The 19315-nt window shown below is 36.0% G+C and carries 15 protein-coding genes and 5 tRNA genes; all 20 read right to left on the minus strand.

The genetic code is table 11. The annotated features are described in order from the left end of the window. Window positions 1-28: 28 nt before the first annotated feature. A complete protein-coding gene (rpoC, locus tag G551_RS0110270) occupies window positions 29-4330 on the minus strand; it encodes a DNA-directed RNA polymerase subunit beta' (protein WP_027885503.1) in 4302 nt (1433 codons plus the stop codon). Window positions 4331-4408: 78 nt separating this feature from the next. Continuing rightward, complete coding sequence (gene rpoB / locus G551_RS0110275) at window positions 4409-8221, minus strand: DNA-directed RNA polymerase subunit beta (protein ID WP_027885504.1); 3813 nt, start codon at window positions 8219-8221, stop codon at window positions 4409-4411. Between the two features lie 169 nt (window positions 8222-8390). Continuing rightward, window positions 8391-8765 (minus strand): 50S ribosomal protein L7/L12, encoded by a 375-nt coding sequence (gene rplL / locus G551_RS0110280; RefSeq protein ID WP_027885505.1) that lies wholly within the window; start codon window positions 8763-8765, stop codon window positions 8391-8393. Between the two features lie 55 nt (window positions 8766-8820). Next, window positions 8821-9342 carry a 50S ribosomal protein L10 gene (gene rplJ, locus G551_RS0110285; protein ID WP_027885506.1) on the minus strand — a complete coding sequence of 174 codons (522 nt, stop codon included), beginning with the start codon at window positions 9340-9342 and terminating at the stop codon, window positions 8821-8823. A 10-nt stretch (window positions 9343-9352) separates the two neighbouring features. Then, window positions 9353-10051 carry a 50S ribosomal protein L1 gene (rplA, locus tag G551_RS0110290; protein WP_027885507.1) on the minus strand — a complete coding sequence of 233 codons (699 nt, stop codon included), beginning with the start codon at window positions 10049-10051 and terminating at the stop codon, window positions 9353-9355. Window positions 10052-10070: 19 nt separating this feature from the next. Beyond that, on the minus strand, window positions 10071-10508 hold the full coding sequence (gene rplK, locus G551_RS0110295) for a 50S ribosomal protein L11 (RefSeq protein ID WP_027885508.1): 438 nt from the start codon (window positions 10506-10508) through the stop codon (window positions 10071-10073). Between the two features lie 82 nt (window positions 10509-10590). Next, the gene (gene nusG, locus G551_RS0110300) at window positions 10591-11142 is read right to left on the minus strand and encodes a transcription termination/antitermination protein NusG (RefSeq protein WP_027885509.1); all 552 of its coding nucleotides are present in this window, start codon (window positions 11140-11142) and stop codon (window positions 10591-10593) included. A gap of 12 nt (window positions 11143-11154) precedes the next feature. Then, window positions 11155-11352, minus strand: coding sequence for a preprotein translocase subunit SecE (gene secE / locus G551_RS0110305; protein ID WP_027885510.1), 198 nt, complete (start codon window positions 11350-11352; stop codon window positions 11155-11157). A 71-nt stretch (window positions 11353-11423) separates the two neighbouring features. After that, window positions 11424-11496, minus strand: a tRNA-Trp gene (locus tag G551_RS0110310). Window positions 11497-11553: 57 nt separating this feature from the next. Next, window positions 11554-12741 (minus strand): elongation factor Tu, encoded by a 1188-nt coding sequence (tuf, locus tag G551_RS0110315; RefSeq protein ID WP_027885511.1) that lies wholly within the window; start codon window positions 12739-12741, stop codon window positions 11554-11556. Window positions 12742-12851: 110 nt separating this feature from the next. Further along, window positions 12852-12923, minus strand: a tRNA-Thr gene (locus G551_RS0110320). 63 nt (window positions 12924-12986) lie between these two features. Next, window positions 12987-13059: transfer RNA gene (locus tag G551_RS0110325), tRNA-Gly, on the minus strand. 40 nt (window positions 13060-13099) lie between these two features. After that, window positions 13100-13182 (minus strand) — tRNA-Tyr (locus tag G551_RS0110330). Window positions 13183-13221: 39 nt separating this feature from the next. Continuing rightward, a tRNA-Thr gene (locus tag G551_RS0110335) sits at window positions 13222-13295 on the minus strand. 111 nt (window positions 13296-13406) lie between these two features. Continuing rightward, the gene (gene hpf, locus G551_RS0110340) at window positions 13407-13709 is read right to left on the minus strand and encodes a ribosome hibernation-promoting factor, HPF/YfiA family (RefSeq protein ID WP_027885512.1); all 303 of its coding nucleotides are present in this window, start codon (window positions 13707-13709) and stop codon (window positions 13407-13409) included. Window positions 13710-13740: 31 nt separating this feature from the next. After that, window positions 13741-14628, minus strand: coding sequence for a tyrosine-type recombinase/integrase (locus tag G551_RS0110345; protein WP_027885513.1), 888 nt, complete (start codon window positions 14626-14628; stop codon window positions 13741-13743). A 73-nt stretch (window positions 14629-14701) separates the two neighbouring features. Further along, window positions 14702-14896, minus strand: coding sequence for a 30S ribosomal protein S21 (gene rpsU, locus G551_RS0110350; protein ID WP_027885514.1), 195 nt, complete (start codon window positions 14894-14896; stop codon window positions 14702-14704). 86 nt (window positions 14897-14982) lie between these two features. Beyond that, the gene (locus tag G551_RS0110355) at window positions 14983-16149 is read right to left on the minus strand and encodes an acyl-CoA dehydrogenase family protein (protein ID WP_027885515.1); all 1167 of its coding nucleotides are present in this window, start codon (window positions 16147-16149) and stop codon (window positions 14983-14985) included. A gap of 84 nt (window positions 16150-16233) precedes the next feature. Further along, window positions 16234-17109: a ComEA family DNA-binding protein gene (locus G551_RS0110360; RefSeq protein ID WP_027885516.1), complete on the minus strand. Its 876-nt coding sequence runs from the start codon at window positions 17107-17109 to the stop codon at window positions 16234-16236. Between the two features lie 12 nt (window positions 17110-17121). Beyond that, window positions 17122-19155 (minus strand): amino acid carrier protein, encoded by a 2034-nt coding sequence (locus G551_RS0110365; protein WP_373294423.1) that lies wholly within the window; start codon window positions 19153-19155, stop codon window positions 17122-17124. Window positions 19156-19315: the final 160 nt, after the last annotated feature.

Consider the following 19315-nt stretch of genomic DNA (forward strand, 5'->3'; position numbering starts at 1 on the left):
CCGACTCTGCTGAATCGGGCTTTTACGATTAGTTATAATTAACTTCTTGTTTCTCTTCCATCATCTCATCAAACTCTTCTTTAGAACCTACGATAATATTATCGTACTCTCTAAGTCCTGTTCCTGCAGGTATTTTATGACCTACAATTACATTCTCTTTAAGACCTTCTAAAGTATCTACTTTACCGCTTACCGCAGCTTCATTCAGTACTTTTGTTGTTTCCTGGAATGATGCAGCAGAAATAAACGACTTCGTTTGAAGCGATGCTCTGGTAATACCTTGTAAGATTGGTGTTGCCGTCGCCGGTTGAACGTCTCTAGCAGTCGCAAGATTTTTATCTTCTCTACGTAAAATAGAGTTTTCATCTCTTAACTCACGAGGCGTTACAATTTGACCAGGTTTTAAGTTAACACTGTCTCCCGCGTCTTCAATTACTTTCTTACCAAAGATATCGTCATTTTCTTCGATGAAATCATCTTTATGAACAAGCTGATTTTCTAAGAAAATGGTATCTCCCGGATCTTGAATTTTAACTTTACGCATCATTTGACGTACAACTACCTCAAAGTGCTTATCGTTAATTTTCACCCCTTGAAGACGATAAACTTCTTGAACTTCGTTTACCAAATACTGTTGTACAGCGCTTGGCCCTTTAATATTCAAGATATCTTCTGGAGTGATCGATCCGTCTGATAATGGCATTCCCGCTCTAACGTAATCGTTCTCTTGCACTAAGATCTGGTTAGAAAGTTTTACTAAGTACTTTTTAACTTCACCTAATTTAGATTCAACGATAATCTCACGGTTACCACGTTTAATCTTACCAAAAGAAACTACACCATCGATCTCACTTACTACAGCCGGGTTAGAAGGATTACGTGCTTCGAATAATTCGGTTACACGAGGTAAACCTCCGGTAATATCACCTGCTTTTGCAGATTTACGAGGAATTTTCACTAAAATTTTACCAACTTTAATCTTCTCTTCGTCATCTACCATTAAGTGAGCTCCTACTGGTAAGTTATACGAACGAATTACTTCGTCTTTCTTACCTAAAATTAATAATGTAGGAATCTTTTTCTTGTTTCTAGATTCAGAAATTACTTTCTCTTGGAAACCGGTTTGTTCATCGGTTTCAACTTGATAAGTAACCCCTTGCTCAATATTTTCGAACTTGATTTTACCAGCAAACTCTGAAATAATCACACCGTTATAAGGATCCCACTGGCAAACAGTTGTTCCTTTTTCGATCTTATCACCAGGTTTGATGAATAATTGAGAACCATAAGGGATTACATTATTACTTAAGGTAATTCCTGTATTTGGATCTACAACTTTAAGTTCTGATGTTCTAGATATTACAATCTCAGCTTCGCTACCGTCTGGCGCTTCACCTTGAACCGTTTTAAGGTCTTCGATCTCTGCAATACCGTTGAACTTTGTTATTAATTTATTTTCTTCTGAAATGTTTCCTGCAATACCACCCACGTGGAAGGTACGTAAGGTTAACTGTGTTCCCGGCTCACCAATAGACTGAGCAGCAACTACACCAACAGCTTCCCCTTTCTGAACCGTTTTACCGGTAGCTAGGTTACGACCGTAACATTTCACACAAATTCCTTTTTTCGCCTCACAAGTTAATGCAGATCTTACTTCTACAGAATCTAACGCTGAAGCTTCTACTTTTGCTACAATAGCATCAGTAATTTCATCTCCAGATCTTGCAATTACTTCTTGAGTGATAGGATCGATAATATCATTAAGTGCAGTACGACCTAAAATACGCTCTCCAAGAGATTCTACAATCTCTTCGTTTTTCTTAAGCGCTTTCATATCGATACCTCTTAACGTACCACAATCTTCTTCACCTACAATTACATCTTGAGAAACATCTACTAAACGACGTGTTAAGTAACCTGCATCTGCTGTTTTTAATGCGGTATCGGCAAGACCTTTACGCGCACCGTGAGTAGAGATAAAGTATTCAAGAATTGAAAGACCTTCTTTAAAGTTAGAAAGAATTGGGTTTTCAATAATCTCTCCTCCTCCTGAGTTCGATTTCTTAGGTTTCGCCATCAGACCACGCATACCGGTTAACTGACGAATCTGCTCTTTAGAACCACGAGCTCCAGAATCTAACATCATAAATACCGAGTTAAATCCTTGCTGGTCTTCTCTAATTCGCTTCATCGCTAATTCAGTTAAATTAGCATTAGTAGCTGTCCAGATATCAATTACCTGGTTATAACGCTCGTTGTTGGTAATAAGCCCCATATTATAGTTAGCCATAATACCTTCAACTTGCTCGTTAGCCTCATCGATCATTCCGTGTTTTTCTTGCGGAATAATAATATCTCCTAATGAGAATGAAAGACCACCTCTAAATGCAAAACCATAACCAAGACCCTTAATTTTATCTAAGAATTCTCCGGTTTCTGGAACGCTTGTTACTTTTAAAATATTACCAATAATATCTCTTAAAGATTTCTTGGTAAGTACTTCGTTAATATATCCTGCTTGTTCCGGCACTTCTTCGTTGAAAAGTACACGACCTACAGTAGTTTCAATGATTTGGTAAACTAATTCACCATTTTCATTAAAATCTTTTGCTCTTACTTTAATTGAAGCATTTAAGTCAACCTTCTTCTCGTTGTAAGCAATATTTACTTCTTCAAAAGAGTAGAAAGTTAAACCTTCACCTTTAACAATTTTCTCTGGTGTAGATTTACGCTCTTTAGTCATATAATAAAGACCAAGAACCATATCTTGAGAAGGAACCGTTACCGGTGAACCGTTTGCAGGGTTTAAGATATTATGAGAAGCCAACATTAATAATTGTGCTTCTAAAATAGCTTCTGGCCCTAACGGTAAGTGAACCGCCATCTGGTCACCATCGAAATCGGCGTTAAATGCCGTACAAACCAATGGGTGTAATTGGATAGCTTTACCTTCAATTAATTTTGGTTGAAATGCCTGAATACCTAAACGGTGAAGCGTAGGAGCACGGTTTAGTAATACCGGATGTCCTTTAAGAACATTTTCTAAGATATCCCAAACTACTGGCTCTTTTTTGTCTATAATTTTCTTTGCAGATTTTACAGTCTTTACAATACCTCTTTCAATTAATTTTCTAATTACGAAAGGCTTGTAAAGTTCAGCTGCCATATTTTTAGGTAAACCACACTCGTATAACTTCATCTCCGGTCCTACAACAATTACCGAACGAGCTGAATAATCTACACGCTTACCTAATAAGTTTTGACGGAAACGACCTTGCTTACCTTTTAATGAATCTGAAAGCGATTTTAAAGGACGGTTTGAGTCTGTTTTTACTGCTGAAGATTTACGGGTATTATCAAATAATGAATCTACCGACTCTTGAAGCATACGTTTTTCGTTACGTAAAATTACTTCAGGAGCTTTAATCTCCATTAATCTTTTTAGACGGTTATTTCTAATAATAACTCTTCTATAAAGATCATTTAAATCTGAAGTTGCAAAACGACCTCCATCTAGTGGTACTAACGGACGTAATTCTGGTGGAATTACAGGAACAGCCTTCATAATCATCCATTCTGGTCTGTTCTCTCTGTTTTTGTTAGCATCACGAAAAGCTTCAACAACTTGTAAACGCTTTAAGGCTTCTGTTTTACGTTGTTTAGAAGTTTCGTTATTTGCTTTGTGTCTTAACTCATAAGATAATTCATCTAAATCAAGACGCTGTAAAATTTCAATTAAACATTCAGCTCCCATTTTAGCGATAAACTTGTTAGGGTCTGAATCTTCTAAATAAAGATTTTCTTGCGGAAGACTATCTAATACATTTAAGTATTCTTCTTCGGTTAAGAAATCCATTTTCTTTAATGGCTCTCCTTCTTCATCTTTAGCTATACCCGCTTGAATTACTACGTAACGTTCGTAGTAAATGATCATATCGAGTTTCTTAGAAGGAATTCCTAAAAGGTATCCGATCTTGTTAGGTAACGAACGGAAATACCAAATATGCGCAACAGGTACTACTAAATTAATGTGACCAACTCTGTCTCTACGAACTTTCTTCTCGGTTACTTCTACTCCACAACGGTCACAAACAATACCTTTATATCTAATTCTTTTATATTTTCCACAAGCACACTCATAGTCTTTTACAGGACCAAAAATACGCTCACAGAACAAACCGTCACGCTCTGGTTTGTGCGTACGGTAGTTAATTGTTTCAGGTTTTAAAACTTCTCCTCTCGATTCAGCCAAGATCGACTCGGGAGATGCTAAACCTATAGAGATTTGATTGAATCTCTTTTGTGTATTCTTATCATTATTTCTTGCCATAATATATGGTGCTAAAGAATTATTTCTACTATTGAAATGATAACTATTGCCTTCAGCCTAAAACTGAAGGCAACGCTATTACTCTTCTAATTTTATATCTAAACCTAAACCTTTTAATTCGTGCATTAATACGTTAAAAGATTCTGGTAATCCCGGTTCTGGCATTGGCTCACCTTTTACGATCGCTTCGTAAGTTTTAGCTCTACCAATTACATCATCAGACTTAACGGTTAAGATTTCACGTAAGGTACTCGATGCTCCATAAGCTTCAAGTGCCCAAACCTCCATCTCACCAAAACGCTGACCACCAAATTGTGCTTTACCACCTAATGGCTGTTGTGTAATTAATGAGTAAGGACCAATAGAACGTGCGTGCATCTTATCTTCAATCATATGTCCTAATTTCAACATATAGATCACACCTACTGTTGCCGGCTGATCGAAGCGATCTCCTGTTCCTCCATCGTAAAGATAAGTATGACCAAATCTTGGGATTCCTGCTTTATCGGTTAAGTCGTTAATTTGATCTAAAGTCGCACCATCGAAAATTGGTGTTGCATACTTCTGACCTAATTTTTGACCTGCCCAGCCAAGTACAGTTTCATAAATCTGACCAATGTTCATACGAGATGGTACCCCAAGTGGATTTAATACGATATCTACCGGTGTTCCGTCTTCTAAGAACGGCATATCTTCTTGACGAACGATTCTTGCCACAATACCTTTGTTACCGTGACGACCTGCCATCTTATCACCTACTTTAAGTTTACGTTTTTTAGCAATGTAAACTTTTGCAAGTTTTAAAATACCTGAAGGAAGCTCATCTCCTACAGAGATAGTAAACTTCTCTCTTCTTAGGTTACCTTGAAGATCATTTTCTTTGATTTTGTAGTTGTGAATTAAATCGGCAACTAATTCATTTAAATGATCGTCGGTAGTCCAAGTACCTTGAGTTAAATGTGTATAATCGTCTACAGAGTTTAACATTTTTAAGGTGTACTTCTTACCTTTTGGTAAAACGTCTTCCCCTAAATCGTTCTTCACGCCTTGTGCAGTTTTACCTCCAACAATAGCAAAAAGTTTGTCGATTAACTCATTACGAAGCCCTTCGAACTTTACTCTGTATTTATCTTCTAATCTTGCAATATCTTCTTTGTCTTGAGCACGCTTGCGCTTATCTTTAATAGCTCTAGCAAAAAGTTTTTTGTTGATCACAACTCCGTTTAATGATGGAGAAGCTTTTAAAGAAGCATCTTTCACATCACCGGCTTTGTCTCCAAATATTGCACGAAGTAATTTTTCTTCTGGTGTAGGATCTGATTCTCCTTTTGGAGTAATCTTACCAATTAAAATATCACCAGGTTTAACTTCTGCTCCAATACGAATCATACCGTGCTCATCAAGATCTCTTGTAGCATCTTCTGAAACGTTAGGAATATCGTTAGTTAATTCTTCGTTACCTAATTTAGTATCTCTAACTTCTAAAGAATACTCATCGATATGAATAGAAGTAAAGATATCTTCTCTTACAACTTTTTCTGAAATTACGATCGCATCCTCGAAGTTATACCCTTTCCAAGGCATAAAGGCAACTTTCATATTTCTACCTAAAGCTAACTCACCTTCTTCTGTTGCGTAACCTTGACAAAGTACTTGACCTTTTTCAACTCTATCTCCTACTCTTACAATAGGCTTCAAGTTTACTGAAGTACCTTGGTTGGTTTTTCTAAATTTAATAAGATCGTAAGTTTTAGAATCTGAATCGAAACTAACCATACGCTCTTCTTCTGTACGATCGTACTTAATCGTAACTTGTCTAGCATCTACATATTCTACGGTACCTGCTCTTTCAGCATTAATTAATACACGAGAATCTGAAGCTACTTGACGCTCAAGTCCTGTACCTACAATTGGAGAATCTACTCTTAACAATGGTACGGCTTGGCGCATCATATTCGATCCCATTAACGCACGGTTCGCATCATCATGCTCCAAGAATGGAATTAACGATGCTGAAATAGATGAGATCTGGTTTGGTGCCACATCAGTAAAGTGAACCTCGTTAGGATCTACTACCGGGAAGTCACCTTCCATACGTGCAATAACCTTGTCGGTATCTATTTCTCCATCATCTTTTAATGGAATGTTAGCCTGTGCAATTAATTTTCCTTCTTCTTCTTCCGCAGAGAAATAAACCGGATCGTTCTCGATATCGATCTTACCGTTTTCAACTTTACGATAAGGAGTTTCGATGAATCCCATTCCGTTTACTTTTGCATAAACTGAAAGTGAAGAAATCAAACCAATGTTTGGACCTTCAGGAGTTTCAATAGGACAAAGACGACCATAATGAGTATAGTGAACGTCACGAACCTCGAAACCTGCTCTTTCTCTAGAAAGACCACCTGGCCCAAGTGCAGAAAGACGACGCTTATGCGTGATCTCTGCTAATGGGTTGGTTTGATCCATAAACTGAGATAACTGGTTGGTACCAAAGAACGAGTTGATCACAGAAGAAAGTGTCTTCGCGTTAATCAAATCGATCGGAGTAAATACCTCGTTATCACGAACGTTCATACGCTCACGAATTGTACGTGCCATACGAGCAAGACCAACACCAAATTGCTGCGATAACTGTTCTCCTACAGTTCTAACACGACGGTTAGAAAGGTGATCGATATCATCAATCTCTGCTTTTGAATTAATTAACTCAATTAAGTATTTTATGATGGTAATAATATCCTCTTTGGTAAGTACTTGCTTATCCATTTCGATATTAAGACCTAATTTTTTATTCATTCGGTAACGACCAACTTCACCTAAATTATAACGTTGATCTGAGAAGAATAACTTATCGATAATTCCTCTTGCAGTTTCTTCGTCTGGCGGCTCTGCGTTACGTAATTGTCTATAGATGTGCTCTACCGCTTCTTTTTCTGAGTTGGTAGGATCTTTTTGTAGCGTATTATGAATAATTGCATAATCGCCGGTTGAGTTATCTTCTTTATGAAGAAGAATAGTTTTAGTTCCCGTCTCTAAAATTTCCTCAATGTGTTCTTTTTCTAGTTCGGTATCACGATCTAAAACAATCTCGTTTCTTTCTATAGAAACTACTTCACCTGTATCTTCATCTACAAAATCTTCATACCAAGTATTAAGAACACGTGCCGCAAGTTTACGACCTAATACTTTTTTAAGTCCAGATTTAGAAACTTTAACCTCCTCTGCAAGATCGAAGATCTCTAAAATATCTTTATCTCTTTCAAAACCGATTGCACGGAAAAGAGTTGTTACTGGTAATTTTTTCTTTCTATCGATATACGCGTACATTACGCTGTTGATATCGGTAGCAAATTCAATCCAAGAACCTTTAAAAGGAATTACACGGGCTGAATATAATTTTGTTCCATTTGCATGGAAAGATTGACCAAAGAATACTCCCGGAGAACGGTGTAACTGAGAAACTACAACACGTTCTGCACCATTTATACAGAAAGTTCCGCTAGGTGTCATATAAGGAATTGTACCTAAATACACATCTTGAACGATAGTCTCAAAATCTTCGTGCTCAGGATCGGTACAATAAAGCTTTAATCTTGCCTTTAATGGCACACTATAAGTTAACCCGCGCTCGATACATTCTTGGATTGAATAACGAGGAGGATCTACAAAATAATCTAAAAACTCTAATACAAATTGGTTACGGGTATCCGTAATTGGGAAGTTTTCCATGAAGGTATTGTATAACCCTTCATTTCCCCTTTCTTCTGATTTGGTTTCTAATTGAAAGAAATCCTGAAATGATTTAATCTGGATATCAAGAAAATCCGGATAATCAGGTCTGTTCTTTACAGAAGAGAAATTCAATCTTTCAGTTTGCTTTTCTAACATCTATGGACGGAATTTGAGGTTTTCAGCTTTAAAAATTAAAGTTGAAAGCACATAATTAACTTTATAAAATAATGTGCAAAAAATGCACCAACGTATAATACGCAAAAATGGTTTAGACCTTCAGGATTAACTCCTGAGGTCTAAACCTAAATAATATTGCTTGTTAAGCTTACTTAAGCTCAACCTCAGCTCCTGCTTCTTCTAATTGTGCTTTTAAAGCTTCAGCTTCGTCTTTAGCTACTCCTTCTTTTACTGGTTTTGGAGCACCATCTACTAATTCTTTAGCATCTTTAAGACCTAATCCTGTAAGTTCTTTTACTAATTTAACTACAGCTAATTTAGATCCTCCTGGAGCTTTAAGAATTACATCAAACTCAGTTTGCTCTTCAGCAGCGTCATCACCACCAGCAGCACCACCAGCTACAGCAACTGCAGCAGCAGCAGGCTCAATACCATATTCTTCTTTTAAAATATCAGCTAATTCGTTAACTTCTTTTACTGTTAAGTTTACTAACTGTTCTGCGAAATCTTTTAAATCTGCCATTTTCTATCGTTTTAAAATGTTTTATTTATAATTATTAAAAAGTGCGTACTATTTATTAACCTTCTTTTTCAGAAAGTGTTTTTAAGATACCTGCGATCTTACCACCACTAGACTTAAGCGCTGAAATAACGTTCTTCGTAGGTGATTGTAACAATCCGATGATATCTCCGATAACCTCTTCTTTAGATTTGATATTAGAAAGAGCTTCTAAATACTCGTCTCCAACATAAATTGCTTCATCAATAAAAGCTCCTTTAAGAATTGGCTTCTCATTCTTTTTTCTAAATTCTTTGATTACTTTAGCTGGAGCGTTACCAGTTTCTGCAATCATAATTGATGTATTGCCTTTTAAAGTTGATGGTAAATCACCGAAATCTTTTTCAGCTGCTTCCATCGCTTTTGCTAGCAATGTATTCTTAACTACCGATAATTTCACGTTAGCTTTAAAACAAGCTCTTCTTAAGTTAGAAGTTGTACCTGCATCTAAACCAGAAATATCTGCTAAATAAATTGTTGAAGTATCAGCTAACTGGGCAGTTAAATCTTTTATTACTTGTGATTTTTCTTCTCTTGTCATAATAATTTAATTATTGCTCAGTAAACCTTTTAGTATCAATCTCAACACTCGGGCTCATCGTGCTAGACATGTGGATACTTTTAATATACACACCTTTAGCGGCCTGAGGTTTTAATTTTACAAGCGTAGTTAATAATTCTCTTGCGTTACCTGCAATTTTCTCTGCATCGAAAGATGCTTTTCCAACTGCTGCGTGAACGATACCGGTTTTATCTACTTTAAAGTCAATTTTACCAGCTTTCACATCAGATACTGCTTTTGCAACATCCATAGTAACAGTACCTGTTTTTGGGTTAGGCATTAAACCTCTAGGACCTAAAATTCTACCTAAAGGACCTAATTTACCCATTACGCTAGGCATAGTCACAATAACATCTACATCTGTCCAGCCACCTTTGATTTTCTCAAGGTATTCATCTAAACCAACGTAATCTGCACCTGCATCTTTAGCTTCTTGCTCTTTATCTGGAGTTACTAAAGCTAAAACTTTCACATCTTTACCAGTACCGTGAGGTAATGTTACCACCCCCCTAACCATTTGGTTAGCTTTACGTGGATCTACATTTAAACGAACTGCTAAATCTACTGAAGGATCAAAGTTTACGTTAGATATTTCTTTTACTAAAGCAGAAGCTTCGGCTACAGTATACAACTTAGAACTATCAAGCTTTGCCTGAACTTCTTTTTGCTTTTTTGTTAATTTTGCCATTTCTTAGTTTCTTTTTAGATTAAAATGGTGCATCACCTTTTACTGTTATTCCCATAGAACGTGCTGTACCAGCAACCATCTTCATAGCAGACTCAACAGTAAATGCATTAAGGTCTTGCATTTTATCTTCTGCAATCGCTTTAACCTGATCCCAAGAAATACTTGCTACTTTCTTACGATTAGGTTCTCCCGAACCTTTTTTAGTTTTCGCTGCTTCCATAATCTGAACAGCTGCTGGAGGAGTCTTGATAACAAAATCGAAAGATTTATCTTTGTAAACTGTAATTACAACAGGTAATACTTTCCCTTGTTTATCTTGAGTTCTACCATTGAACTGCTTACAGAATTCCATGATATTAACCCCGGCAGCACCTAAAGCAGGTCCAACTGGTGGAGACGGGTTAGCCGCACCTCCGCGCACTTGTAATTTTACAACCTTACTTACTTCTTTTGCCATTTTTAAAAAAATTTAATTTGAATTATTAATTAAAAAAGTGGAAGCATTAATAACAATAATTCTATATATAAGTGTAACAATTTTAAATCTTCTCTACCTGCATATAACTTAACTCTAATGGTGTTTTTCTTCCAAAAATCTTCACCATTACTTCAAGCTTACGCTTTTCTTCATTTACTTTTTCAACAGTACCGTTAAAACCATTAAAAGGACCATCTATAACCTTAATAGTCTCTCCAACAGTGTAAGGAATCACTACATTATCTTGTTTAACAGATAACTCATCTACCTTACCTAACATTCTGTTTACTTCAGATTGTCTTAACGGAACAGGATCTCCTCCTTTGGTTTCACCTAAAAAGCCGATTACTCCATTAATCCCTTTAATAATATGAGGAACCTCACCTTCTAAAGCTGCCTGAACCATTATATACCCAGGAAAATAAACTCTTTCTTTATTTATTTTCTTCCCATTTCTAACCTGAATAACTTTTTCAGTAGGAACAAGAATTTGCTCTATATAATCTTCTAATCCTTGGTGAGCAATCTCTTTCTCGATATAGTCTTTGATTTTATTCTCTTGACCACTTACCGATCTTACTACATACCACTTTTTCGCTTTATTCTCTGCCATAAATCAGTAGCCTTAAGATTTTACCCAATTAAAATACTGCTCAATTAAAGAACTAAAAACCGTATCTACACCCCATATCAGTAAAGAAAATATTACTGAAAATACAAGTACAATTACAGTTAATCTTTGCGCTTCAGCATAAGAAGGCCAAGTCACATGATTCTTTAATTCATTATAAGACTCTGATATGTAGTTTACGATTCCTGCCATTTTGTTTATATATTAAAAAACTTTAATTAAAAATTAAAGTTTAAATAAATTTAGAAAGTCAATTCTAAAAGCACGGGTTGAGAGGCTCGAACTCCCGACACCTGGTTTTGGAGACCAGTGCTCTACCAACTGAGCTAAACCCGTAAATATAAGTTAAGGTATTTCGAAAATCAAAATACCTTAACTTTATAATATCTATAATTAGTCTAAAATTTCAGTTACCTGACCAGCACCTACTGTTCTACCTCCTTCACGGATTGCAAAACGAAGACCAACATTCATTGCGATAGTTTGGATTAACTCAACAGTAATTGTTAAGTTATCACCTGGCATAACCATCTCTACTCCATCAGGTAAGCTAATTGTACCTGTAACATCTGTAGTTCTTACGTAGAACTGAGGACGGTAGTTATTATGGAATGGAGTGTGACGACCACCTTCTTCTTTTTTCAAGATATAAACCTCTGCTTTAAATTTAGCGTGAGGAGTTACAGAACCTGGCTTAGTAATTACCATACCTCTAGAGATTTGAGTTTTCTCAATACCTCTCAATAAGATACCAGCATTATCTCCAGCTTCACCTCTTGTCAAGATTTGACGGAACATCTCGATACCAGTAATAGTAGAAGTTAATTTCTCAGCTCCCATACCGATAATCTCTACAGGATCTCCAGTGTTAGCTACACCAGTTTCAATACGACCTGTTGCAACAGTACCACGACCTGTAATAGAGAATACATCTTCGATAGGCATTAAGAAAGGCTTATCTACATCACGCTCTGGTAACTCGATCCAGTTATCAACTGCTTCCATTAATTCTAAAACAGTCTGAACCCACTTATCTTCACCCTCTAAAGCTCCTAAAGCAGAACCAGAAACAACAGGACCATTATCACCATCATACTCATAAAAAGAAAGTAAATCTCTAACTTCCATCTCTACTAATTCAAGTAATTCTTCATCATCAACTAAGTCAACCTTATTTAAGAATACAACGATTCTTGGAATACCCACCTGACGACCTAATAAGATGTGCTCACGAGTTTGTGGCATAGGACCATCTGTTGCCGCAACAACTAAGATAGCACCGTCCATTTGAGCCGCACCAGTAACCATGTTCTTTACGTAATCGGCGTGACCAGGACAGTCAACGTGAGCGTAGTGACGGTTAGCAGTTGCATATTCTACGTGAGAAGAGTTAATTGTAATACCTCTTTCTTTTTCTTCCGGAGCATTATCAATCTGATCAAAAGCAGAAGCTTCTGAATATCCTGCGTCTGCCAATACTTTAGTAATCGCTGCAGTTAAAGTTGTTTTTCCGTGATCTACGTGTCCAATTGTACCTATATTTAAATGCGGTTTGGAACGATCATAAGTTTCCTTTGCCATAATTAATACTTATTTAATCTTAGTTATATATTAGTGTTCAATTTATATACACATAAAAACTTAACAACATCTACGCTGTTAAGTGAAAGCTGAAAATCAATTCAACCTAGAGCCAACGACGAGAATTGAACTCGTGACCTCTTCCTTACCAAGGAAGCGCTCTACCCCTGAGCTACGTCGGCCTAAAACCAACCTGCCATAAACAGATTAAGCTCTATTTAGCCTTGATATTCTCAAGGAAATAGAGCGGGAGACCAGGTTCGAACTGGCGACATTCAGCTTGGAAGGCTGACGCTCTACCAACTGAGCTACTCCCGCATTCCAAAAATTAATTTATTTTTAAACTAAATTTCAGTTGTGGGGAGAGCAGGATTCGAACCTGCGAAGTTAAAAAACAACAGATTTACAGTCTGTCCTCGTTGGCCGCTTGAGTATCTCCCCAATGGTTTTAAAAAAACCTTTCAAAATTTCATAGAACAGAGCCGATGGAGGGACTCGAACCCACGACCTGCTGATTACAAATCAGCTGCTCTAGCCAGCTGAGCTACATCGGCATTATGTTCAACTTTTTACTTAAAAAAAGCCCGTTATCGCTAACGGACTGCAAATATAGAGGTGTTTATCTTTTCTGCAAAATTTTTTTACACTTTTTTTATATTTTTTTTCTAAGCATAAGTTTTCAGTTTTTCTTTCTTCTTTTTCAAACATCGCTTCATCGCACTAACTCCTTCATCTACACCTTCTTCGAATTTCTTAGTAATCTTTTTAACGATAATTTCATCACCAGGAACACTTAATAAAATTTCTGTGATTTTATTTTCAGGCTCACTTGTTTTTTGAACTTTTAGGTACACATTCGCATTGATGATCTTCCCAAAGTGTTTTTCTAACTTATTTAATCTACTTTCTATAAAAGTGATTAATTTTTGATCGGCGTTAAAATTTACTGACTGAACATTAATTTTCATATCCTAAAGTTTTGGTTAGTTAGACAATAATTTATTTTTTATTTCTTGGGTGCGACTTCAAATACACTTTACTCAACTCTTTTATACTATTATGCGTGTATACTTGTGTTGAAGCTAAACTTGAATGCCCAAGCAATTCTTTTACCGAATTTAAGTCTGCCCCTTCATTTAATAAATGAGTGGCAAATGAATGCCGAATAATGTGCGGACTGTTCTTGGTTTTTGTCGATACCCTACTAAAATAACCATTTACAATTCTATAGACAAGTGTATCGTAGAGTTTTTTGCCTTTGTTGGTTAATAGCAAATAATCTGATTCTGAATTTATTTCTAATTGCTCCCTTTCTTTTAAATAAGCGATGAATGTTTTTTTCACCGATGGAAGTAATGGGATCATCCGCTCTTTATTTCTCTTTCCTAAGACCTTTATCTGCGAAGATTCTATTTGTATACTTTCTAATTTCAAATTTATAAGCTCTGCACGACGCATTCCTGTTGAATACAATAATTCGATAATTAATTGATCTCGTACGTCTGAAAAACCTTCCGCAGAAAAATTAGCAATAACCGTTTCTACTTCTTTTGCTGAAAAAGGCACTTGTACTTTTTTCGAAACCTTCAAGGATTTATGTTTGGCTAAGGGAGAAACTTCAATTTGCTTCGTCTTTAAAAGATACTTATAGAATGTTTTTAGTGAAGATATCTTTCGATTAATGCTTCGGTTGCTTACTTCTTCATCTACTAGTTTCACGATCCAAGACCTAATAATGCTGTAAGAAATTTCAGCTAGATTAGTTTCTTCAAAATTTTCTTCAGCAAAAACAGCAAAATCTGAAATATCTTTTTGATATGCATTAATGGTATGCAAAGAATACTTCTTCTCGTATTGCAGGTAATCTATAAACTGAGGTAAGTGCATAAAAAAACTGTTGATAAACAAAGTTAAGAAACTTTACTTACCAACAGTTTGAATTTATTTGATCTGAAAATGATTAGATATTTTCTTGATCTCTTAAACTTTGAATATATCTTGCTTTCTGGATCTTATCTCTGTTGAGTACAGAAGGCTTTGAAAAATTTTGACGACTACGTAGCTGACGCATTGTTTTAGTTCTGTCGAATTTTCTTTTGAAACGCTTTAACGCTCTTTCGATATTTTCTCCGTCTTTAACCGGTATGATTAACATAGTTTATTCACCTCCTTCCATTTGAGAATTTTGAGCGGCAAAATTAATACTTATTTTAAATTTTCAAAGTATTTTTAATCAAAGATTTATGTGGCTGGTTTGTACTCTTTTTTATCGATGATCATCTTTGCTAAAATCTCTCTCAAGATCTCGCTCGTACCACCACCAATAGGTCCTAAACGGCTATCACGCAACATTCTCGCCAACGGATATTCTTCCATATAACCATAACCGCCTAAAAACTGTAAACATTCATCGATAGCTTTATCGGCCATTTTAGTCGATAATAATTTAGACATCGTTGCTTCCTTCACCACATATTCTCCATTACCCAAACGCTGCGCAGTTAGATAATTAAATTGCTTACACATTTCTGCTTCACTAGCAATATCTGCAATACGGTGACGTAGCGCCTGAAATCTATCGATCGATTTTCCAAAAGCCGTACGATCGCTCATATATTGTAAGGTATATTGTATCGCGTGTTCTGCTCTTGCATGTGCGTTGACCCCCATCACTAAACGTTCTAAAGCAAAATGTTGCATAATGTAAGGAAAACCTTTTCCTTCTTCTCCCATCAAATTTTCGGCAGGTATTTTTACATCGGTGAATGATATTTCTCCCGTGTCTGAAGCGCGCCAACCCAATTTATCTAGTTTAGTTGAAGCAATACCAGGCGTATCACGATCTACCACAAACATACTCATTCCTTTATTTCCATCTTCCGGACTTGTTTTTGCCGCAACGATCAAATAATCTGAATAAATACCGTTGGTAATAAATGTTTTTGAACCGTTTAAAATATAATGATCTCCGTTTTTTACAGCTGTAGAACGCATTCCTGCCACATCTGAACCTCCAAAAGGTTCGGTAATACAAAGACAACCTATTTTCTCTCCGGTAATGCTTGGCGCTAAATACATTTCTTTTTGTTCGTGATTTGCTTCTTTATTTAAGTGCGTCATCGCTAAGTAAGCGTGTGCCCACATTGCCGCAGCAAAACCTCCGGAATTTATTTTCTGAAGCTCTTCCAAAAAAATCACCGTGTAAAAAATATCAAGATCTAAGCCGCCATATTTCTCTGGATAGTTAATACCGAAGAAGCCCATTTCACCAAACTTCTCCCAAATAAAACGCTCGATCGTTCCGGTTTTTTCCCATTTATCGATATGCGGAACCACTTCTTTTTGTAAGAAGTCGCTCAAACTTTTTCTGAATAAATTATGTTCTTCTGTAAAATATGTTGTGCTCATTGCTTCGTTTAAATTGAAATTTGATAAAATCTCTTCAAATTAAAAGTAAAATTATGTAAAAAGCAACCTATATTTTACGAATTTCTAATTTATTTCAACATATAATTTAATTCTATCTATTTTGTATGCAGGAAAAGATTCTATTTTTGCTAATTCTTCAAAAGTTTTAATTCCTTCGTGTAGTTTTCTATAATTTACAATCTCTCTTGCTAGTTCGTAGTCAAAATAAATAATTTCTGAAAGCTCGATCACAGAGGCTTCATTAATTGAAATCTTTTCAATTGGTTTTGGATTCTGTACAGAAAATTCTTTCAAAATATTCTGTTCAGTTTCATAAGGCAATCCATAAATATCTTTGAGTTGAATATTATCTACAAAACCACCGATCTTTAGTTTATAATTCAAAATACGCTGACTCATCGTCTCTCCTACTCCATAAACCTCCATTAATTCTTCTTGGGTAGCAGTGTTTAAATCTTTCTTTTTAGTTGAAGATGATTGGGTTTGAATTGATTTTTCTGAGGAAGCATTTCGCTTTAAAACCCAATCCGGAAATTTAAATGAAGGAGAGATTTTCTTCAGTAATGAATTGGAAACTTTGGTCACTTTCTGAAAATCTTCCACAGAATTGATCCACTTCCCTTGTTCACGAAAATCTTTTAAGCGTTTAATTTCAGCTAAACTCATTCCTAATCGATAACCTTTAAAATCGTTGATGTAATTAGGATTAAACTGAAAGATGGTGTCTTTCTTCGGCTTTTGCTTTTCAGTTTTAATAGAATCTAGAAAATGTTCTACCTGAAGTAATTCTTTTTGTTTTGCTGCTGAAATGTTTTTACTTGAAGAAAGCTGATGCACATAATACATTCCTCCGCCAGCAATAATGATAAGTAATATTAATAGAAAAATCCCATTTTGTTGCTTGGGTGTAAACACAAAATGGGATTTTCTAAATTTCATATTTCTGAAGATTTACGCGGTTTTACCTTTTACAAATAAATCGCCAGATTTCACTTTCTTAAAGTATTCTCTAAGATCTTCTCTTACTTCACCAGACATAATGTAAAGTCCGATAATGTTAGGGAAGGACATCGCTAAAATCATCATATCTGAGAATACCAATACCGCTCCTAAACTAATAGATGCTCCAACAACTACGAAGATCAAGAATAAGAACTTATAGATCATTTCAGATTTTTTACTTCTTCCGAATAAGTAAGTCCAAGCTCTCATTCCGTAATAAGACCAAGAGATCATCGTTGAAAAAGCAAATAAGAAAACTGCTGCAGATAACACGTATGGGAACCAAGAAATAACACTTGCAAACGCATCTGAAGTTAACTGCGCTCCACCAATACCTTGCACTTCGTGCATTCCTGTAAATACTAACACTAATGCTGTTAAAGTACAAACGACAACTGTATCGATAAATGGCTCTAGTAAAGCAACAAAACCTTCTGATGGCGGATGATTAGTTTTTGCGGCACTGTGCGCGATCGCAGCAGAACCTACACCAGCTTCGTTAGAGAAAGCTGCTCTTTGAAAACCTACCACTAACACTCCTAAAACTCCACCTTTTAAAGCGCTTGGAGAAAAGGCGCCATCGATAATAGCATTAAATGCCGGACCAATATTTTCAATATTGACTCCAATTACAATTAAAGCTCCAATAACATAAACTGCAGCCATTACCGGTACTACTTTACCGGTTACTTTTGCAATACTATTAATACCACCAATAATTACAACACCTACTAAAACAGCAACTACAACTCCAAACCAAAATCCATTACCTTCTAACATTGGGAATTGTCCTGATAGAATCTCAAAAGACTGATTGGCCTGAAACATGTTACCACCTCCAAAAGAAGCACCAACACCTAAAATCGCAAAGAATCCTGCTAAAAATTTACCTAAACCTTTTAAGTTACGTTTTTCTAAACCGTAACGTAAATAGTTCATTGGTCCACCAAAAATACGTCCATCTTCAGTGATATTTCTATATTTTACACCAAGTGTACATTCTACAAACTTAGAAGACATCCCTAATAAACCGGCAATGATCATCCAGAATGTAGCTCCTGCTCCACCAAGAGAAACGGCTACTGCTACACCGGCAATATTACCTAAACCAACGGTCGCAGAAACTGCTGTCGCTAAAGCCTGGAAGTGTGTAATGTTACCCGGTGCGTTAGGATCGTCGTATTTCCCTTTTGCTAAAGCTAGTGAATGTTTAAAACCACGAATGTTGATAAACTTCATTCTTACTGTAAAGAAAGTTGCTCCTAATACTAACCAGATTACAATAAAAGGAATACTATTTTTTTGAAGATCTCCGTTCGGGTGTTTTAAAGCAACCGGATCGTCATATTTAATTTCAGCTAAATAATGCGCTCCTTGCTCAATTAAATCCTCGGTGCTGTTAGGATCGAAAATTTGATTTCCTTCTTTTACTAAATATTTTAATTCACCGTTTGCTAAAGCCGTTACGGTTTCTTCTTCAGAACCGTGTTTTACAATAGCAATCTTGTCTCCTTTTTGTACTTTCGAGCCTTCTGGCTTTAACCATTTTTGTAAAGTGTAAACCTCATCTGTTTGTGCAGTCCAACTTGGAGTTGCGATTAACTTTACATCGGCATAAATAATTGGGTCGTAAATACCAATTGCAGCAAATGGATCCCAAAATAAAACAGCCGACATATTATCTACGACCGGCTGAAAAAATCCATTAAAATGTTCGGTAATCGACTCTGCATCGATACGGTAAGATTTCGTTACAGAATTCCCTTTTGAGTCGGTAATAACAACCTCATAAGGAATACCTTCTACTAAATCTGTTGCTTTGTTTGATTTTAGTGAAGTACTTTGGTCGGTCCATTTATAAGTATAAGGTGGCGTTCCTCCTTTTACTGTTAATTCTATTGTACCGTTATTAATTAAACTCGATGGGTTAGTTAAATCAGCCTCTACTTCAAAATCCGAATTATCATCGGATTGCGCACTCATTAAGCTGATTGAAAAACATAAAAATAATGCTGAAAGCAAATACTTCCTCATAAAATGTCGTCGTTTTGTTAATGGAATTATAATGTTAAAATTTATAAAGGCACCAATATCCTAAAAAAAATAGCTATTTCAAAGGCTTGTGAGTTAAAATGCAAACTAA

Source organism: Mesonia mobilis DSM 19841, from assembly GCF_000423405.1.
Lineage (GTDB): Bacteria > Bacteroidota > Bacteroidia > Flavobacteriales > Flavobacteriaceae > Mesonia > Mesonia mobilis.

Coding starts and splice junctions, on each gene's coding strand:
- rpoC (WP_027885503.1), bottom strand. CDS start 4,330: ATGGCAAGAAATAATGATAAGAATACACAAAAGAGATTCAATCAAATC.
- hpf (WP_027885512.1), bottom strand. CDS start 13,709: ATGAAAATTAATGTTCAGTCAGTAAATTTTAACGCCGATCAAAAATTA.
- G551_RS0110355 (WP_027885515.1), bottom strand. CDS start 16,149: ATGAGCACAACATATTTTACAGAAGAACATAATTTATTCAGAAAAAGT.
- secE (WP_027885510.1), bottom strand. CDS start 11,352: ATGGCAGGAATCGTAAACTACATATCAGAGTCTTATAATGAATTAAAG.
- rplA (WP_027885507.1), bottom strand. CDS start 10,051: ATGGCAAAATTAACAAAAAAGCAAAAAGAAGTTCAGGCAAAGCTTGAT.
- rplJ (WP_027885506.1), bottom strand. CDS start 9,342: ATGACAAGAGAAGAAAAATCACAAGTAATAAAAGATTTAACTGCCCAG.
- rplL (WP_027885505.1), bottom strand. CDS start 8,765: ATGGCAGATTTAAAAGATTTCGCAGAACAGTTAGTAAACTTAACAGTA.
- G551_RS0110360 (WP_027885516.1), bottom strand. CDS start 17,109: ATGAAATTTAGAAAATCCCATTTTGTGTTTACACCCAAGCAACAAAAT.
- tuf (WP_027885511.1), bottom strand. CDS start 12,741: ATGGCAAAGGAAACTTATGATCGTTCCAAACCGCATTTAAATATAGGT.
- rplK (WP_027885508.1), bottom strand. CDS start 10,508: ATGGCAAAAGAAGTAAGTAAGGTTGTAAAATTACAAGTGCGCGGAGGT.
- rpsU (WP_027885514.1), bottom strand. CDS start 14,896: ATGTTAATCATACCGGTTAAAGACGGAGAAAATATCGAAAGAGCGTTA.
- G551_RS0110345 (WP_027885513.1), bottom strand. CDS start 14,628: ATGCACTTACCTCAGTTTATAGATTACCTGCAATACGAGAAGAAGTAT.
- G551_RS0110365 (WP_373294423.1), bottom strand. CDS start 19,155: ATGAGTGCGCAATCCGATGATAATTCGGATTTTGAAGTAGAGGCTGAT.
- nusG (WP_027885509.1), bottom strand. CDS start 11,142: ATGGCAGAGAATAAAGCGAAAAAGTGGTATGTAGTAAGATCGGTAAGT.
- rpoB (WP_027885504.1), bottom strand. CDS start 8,221: ATGTTAGAAAAGCAAACTGAAAGATTGAATTTCTCTTCTGTAAAGAAC.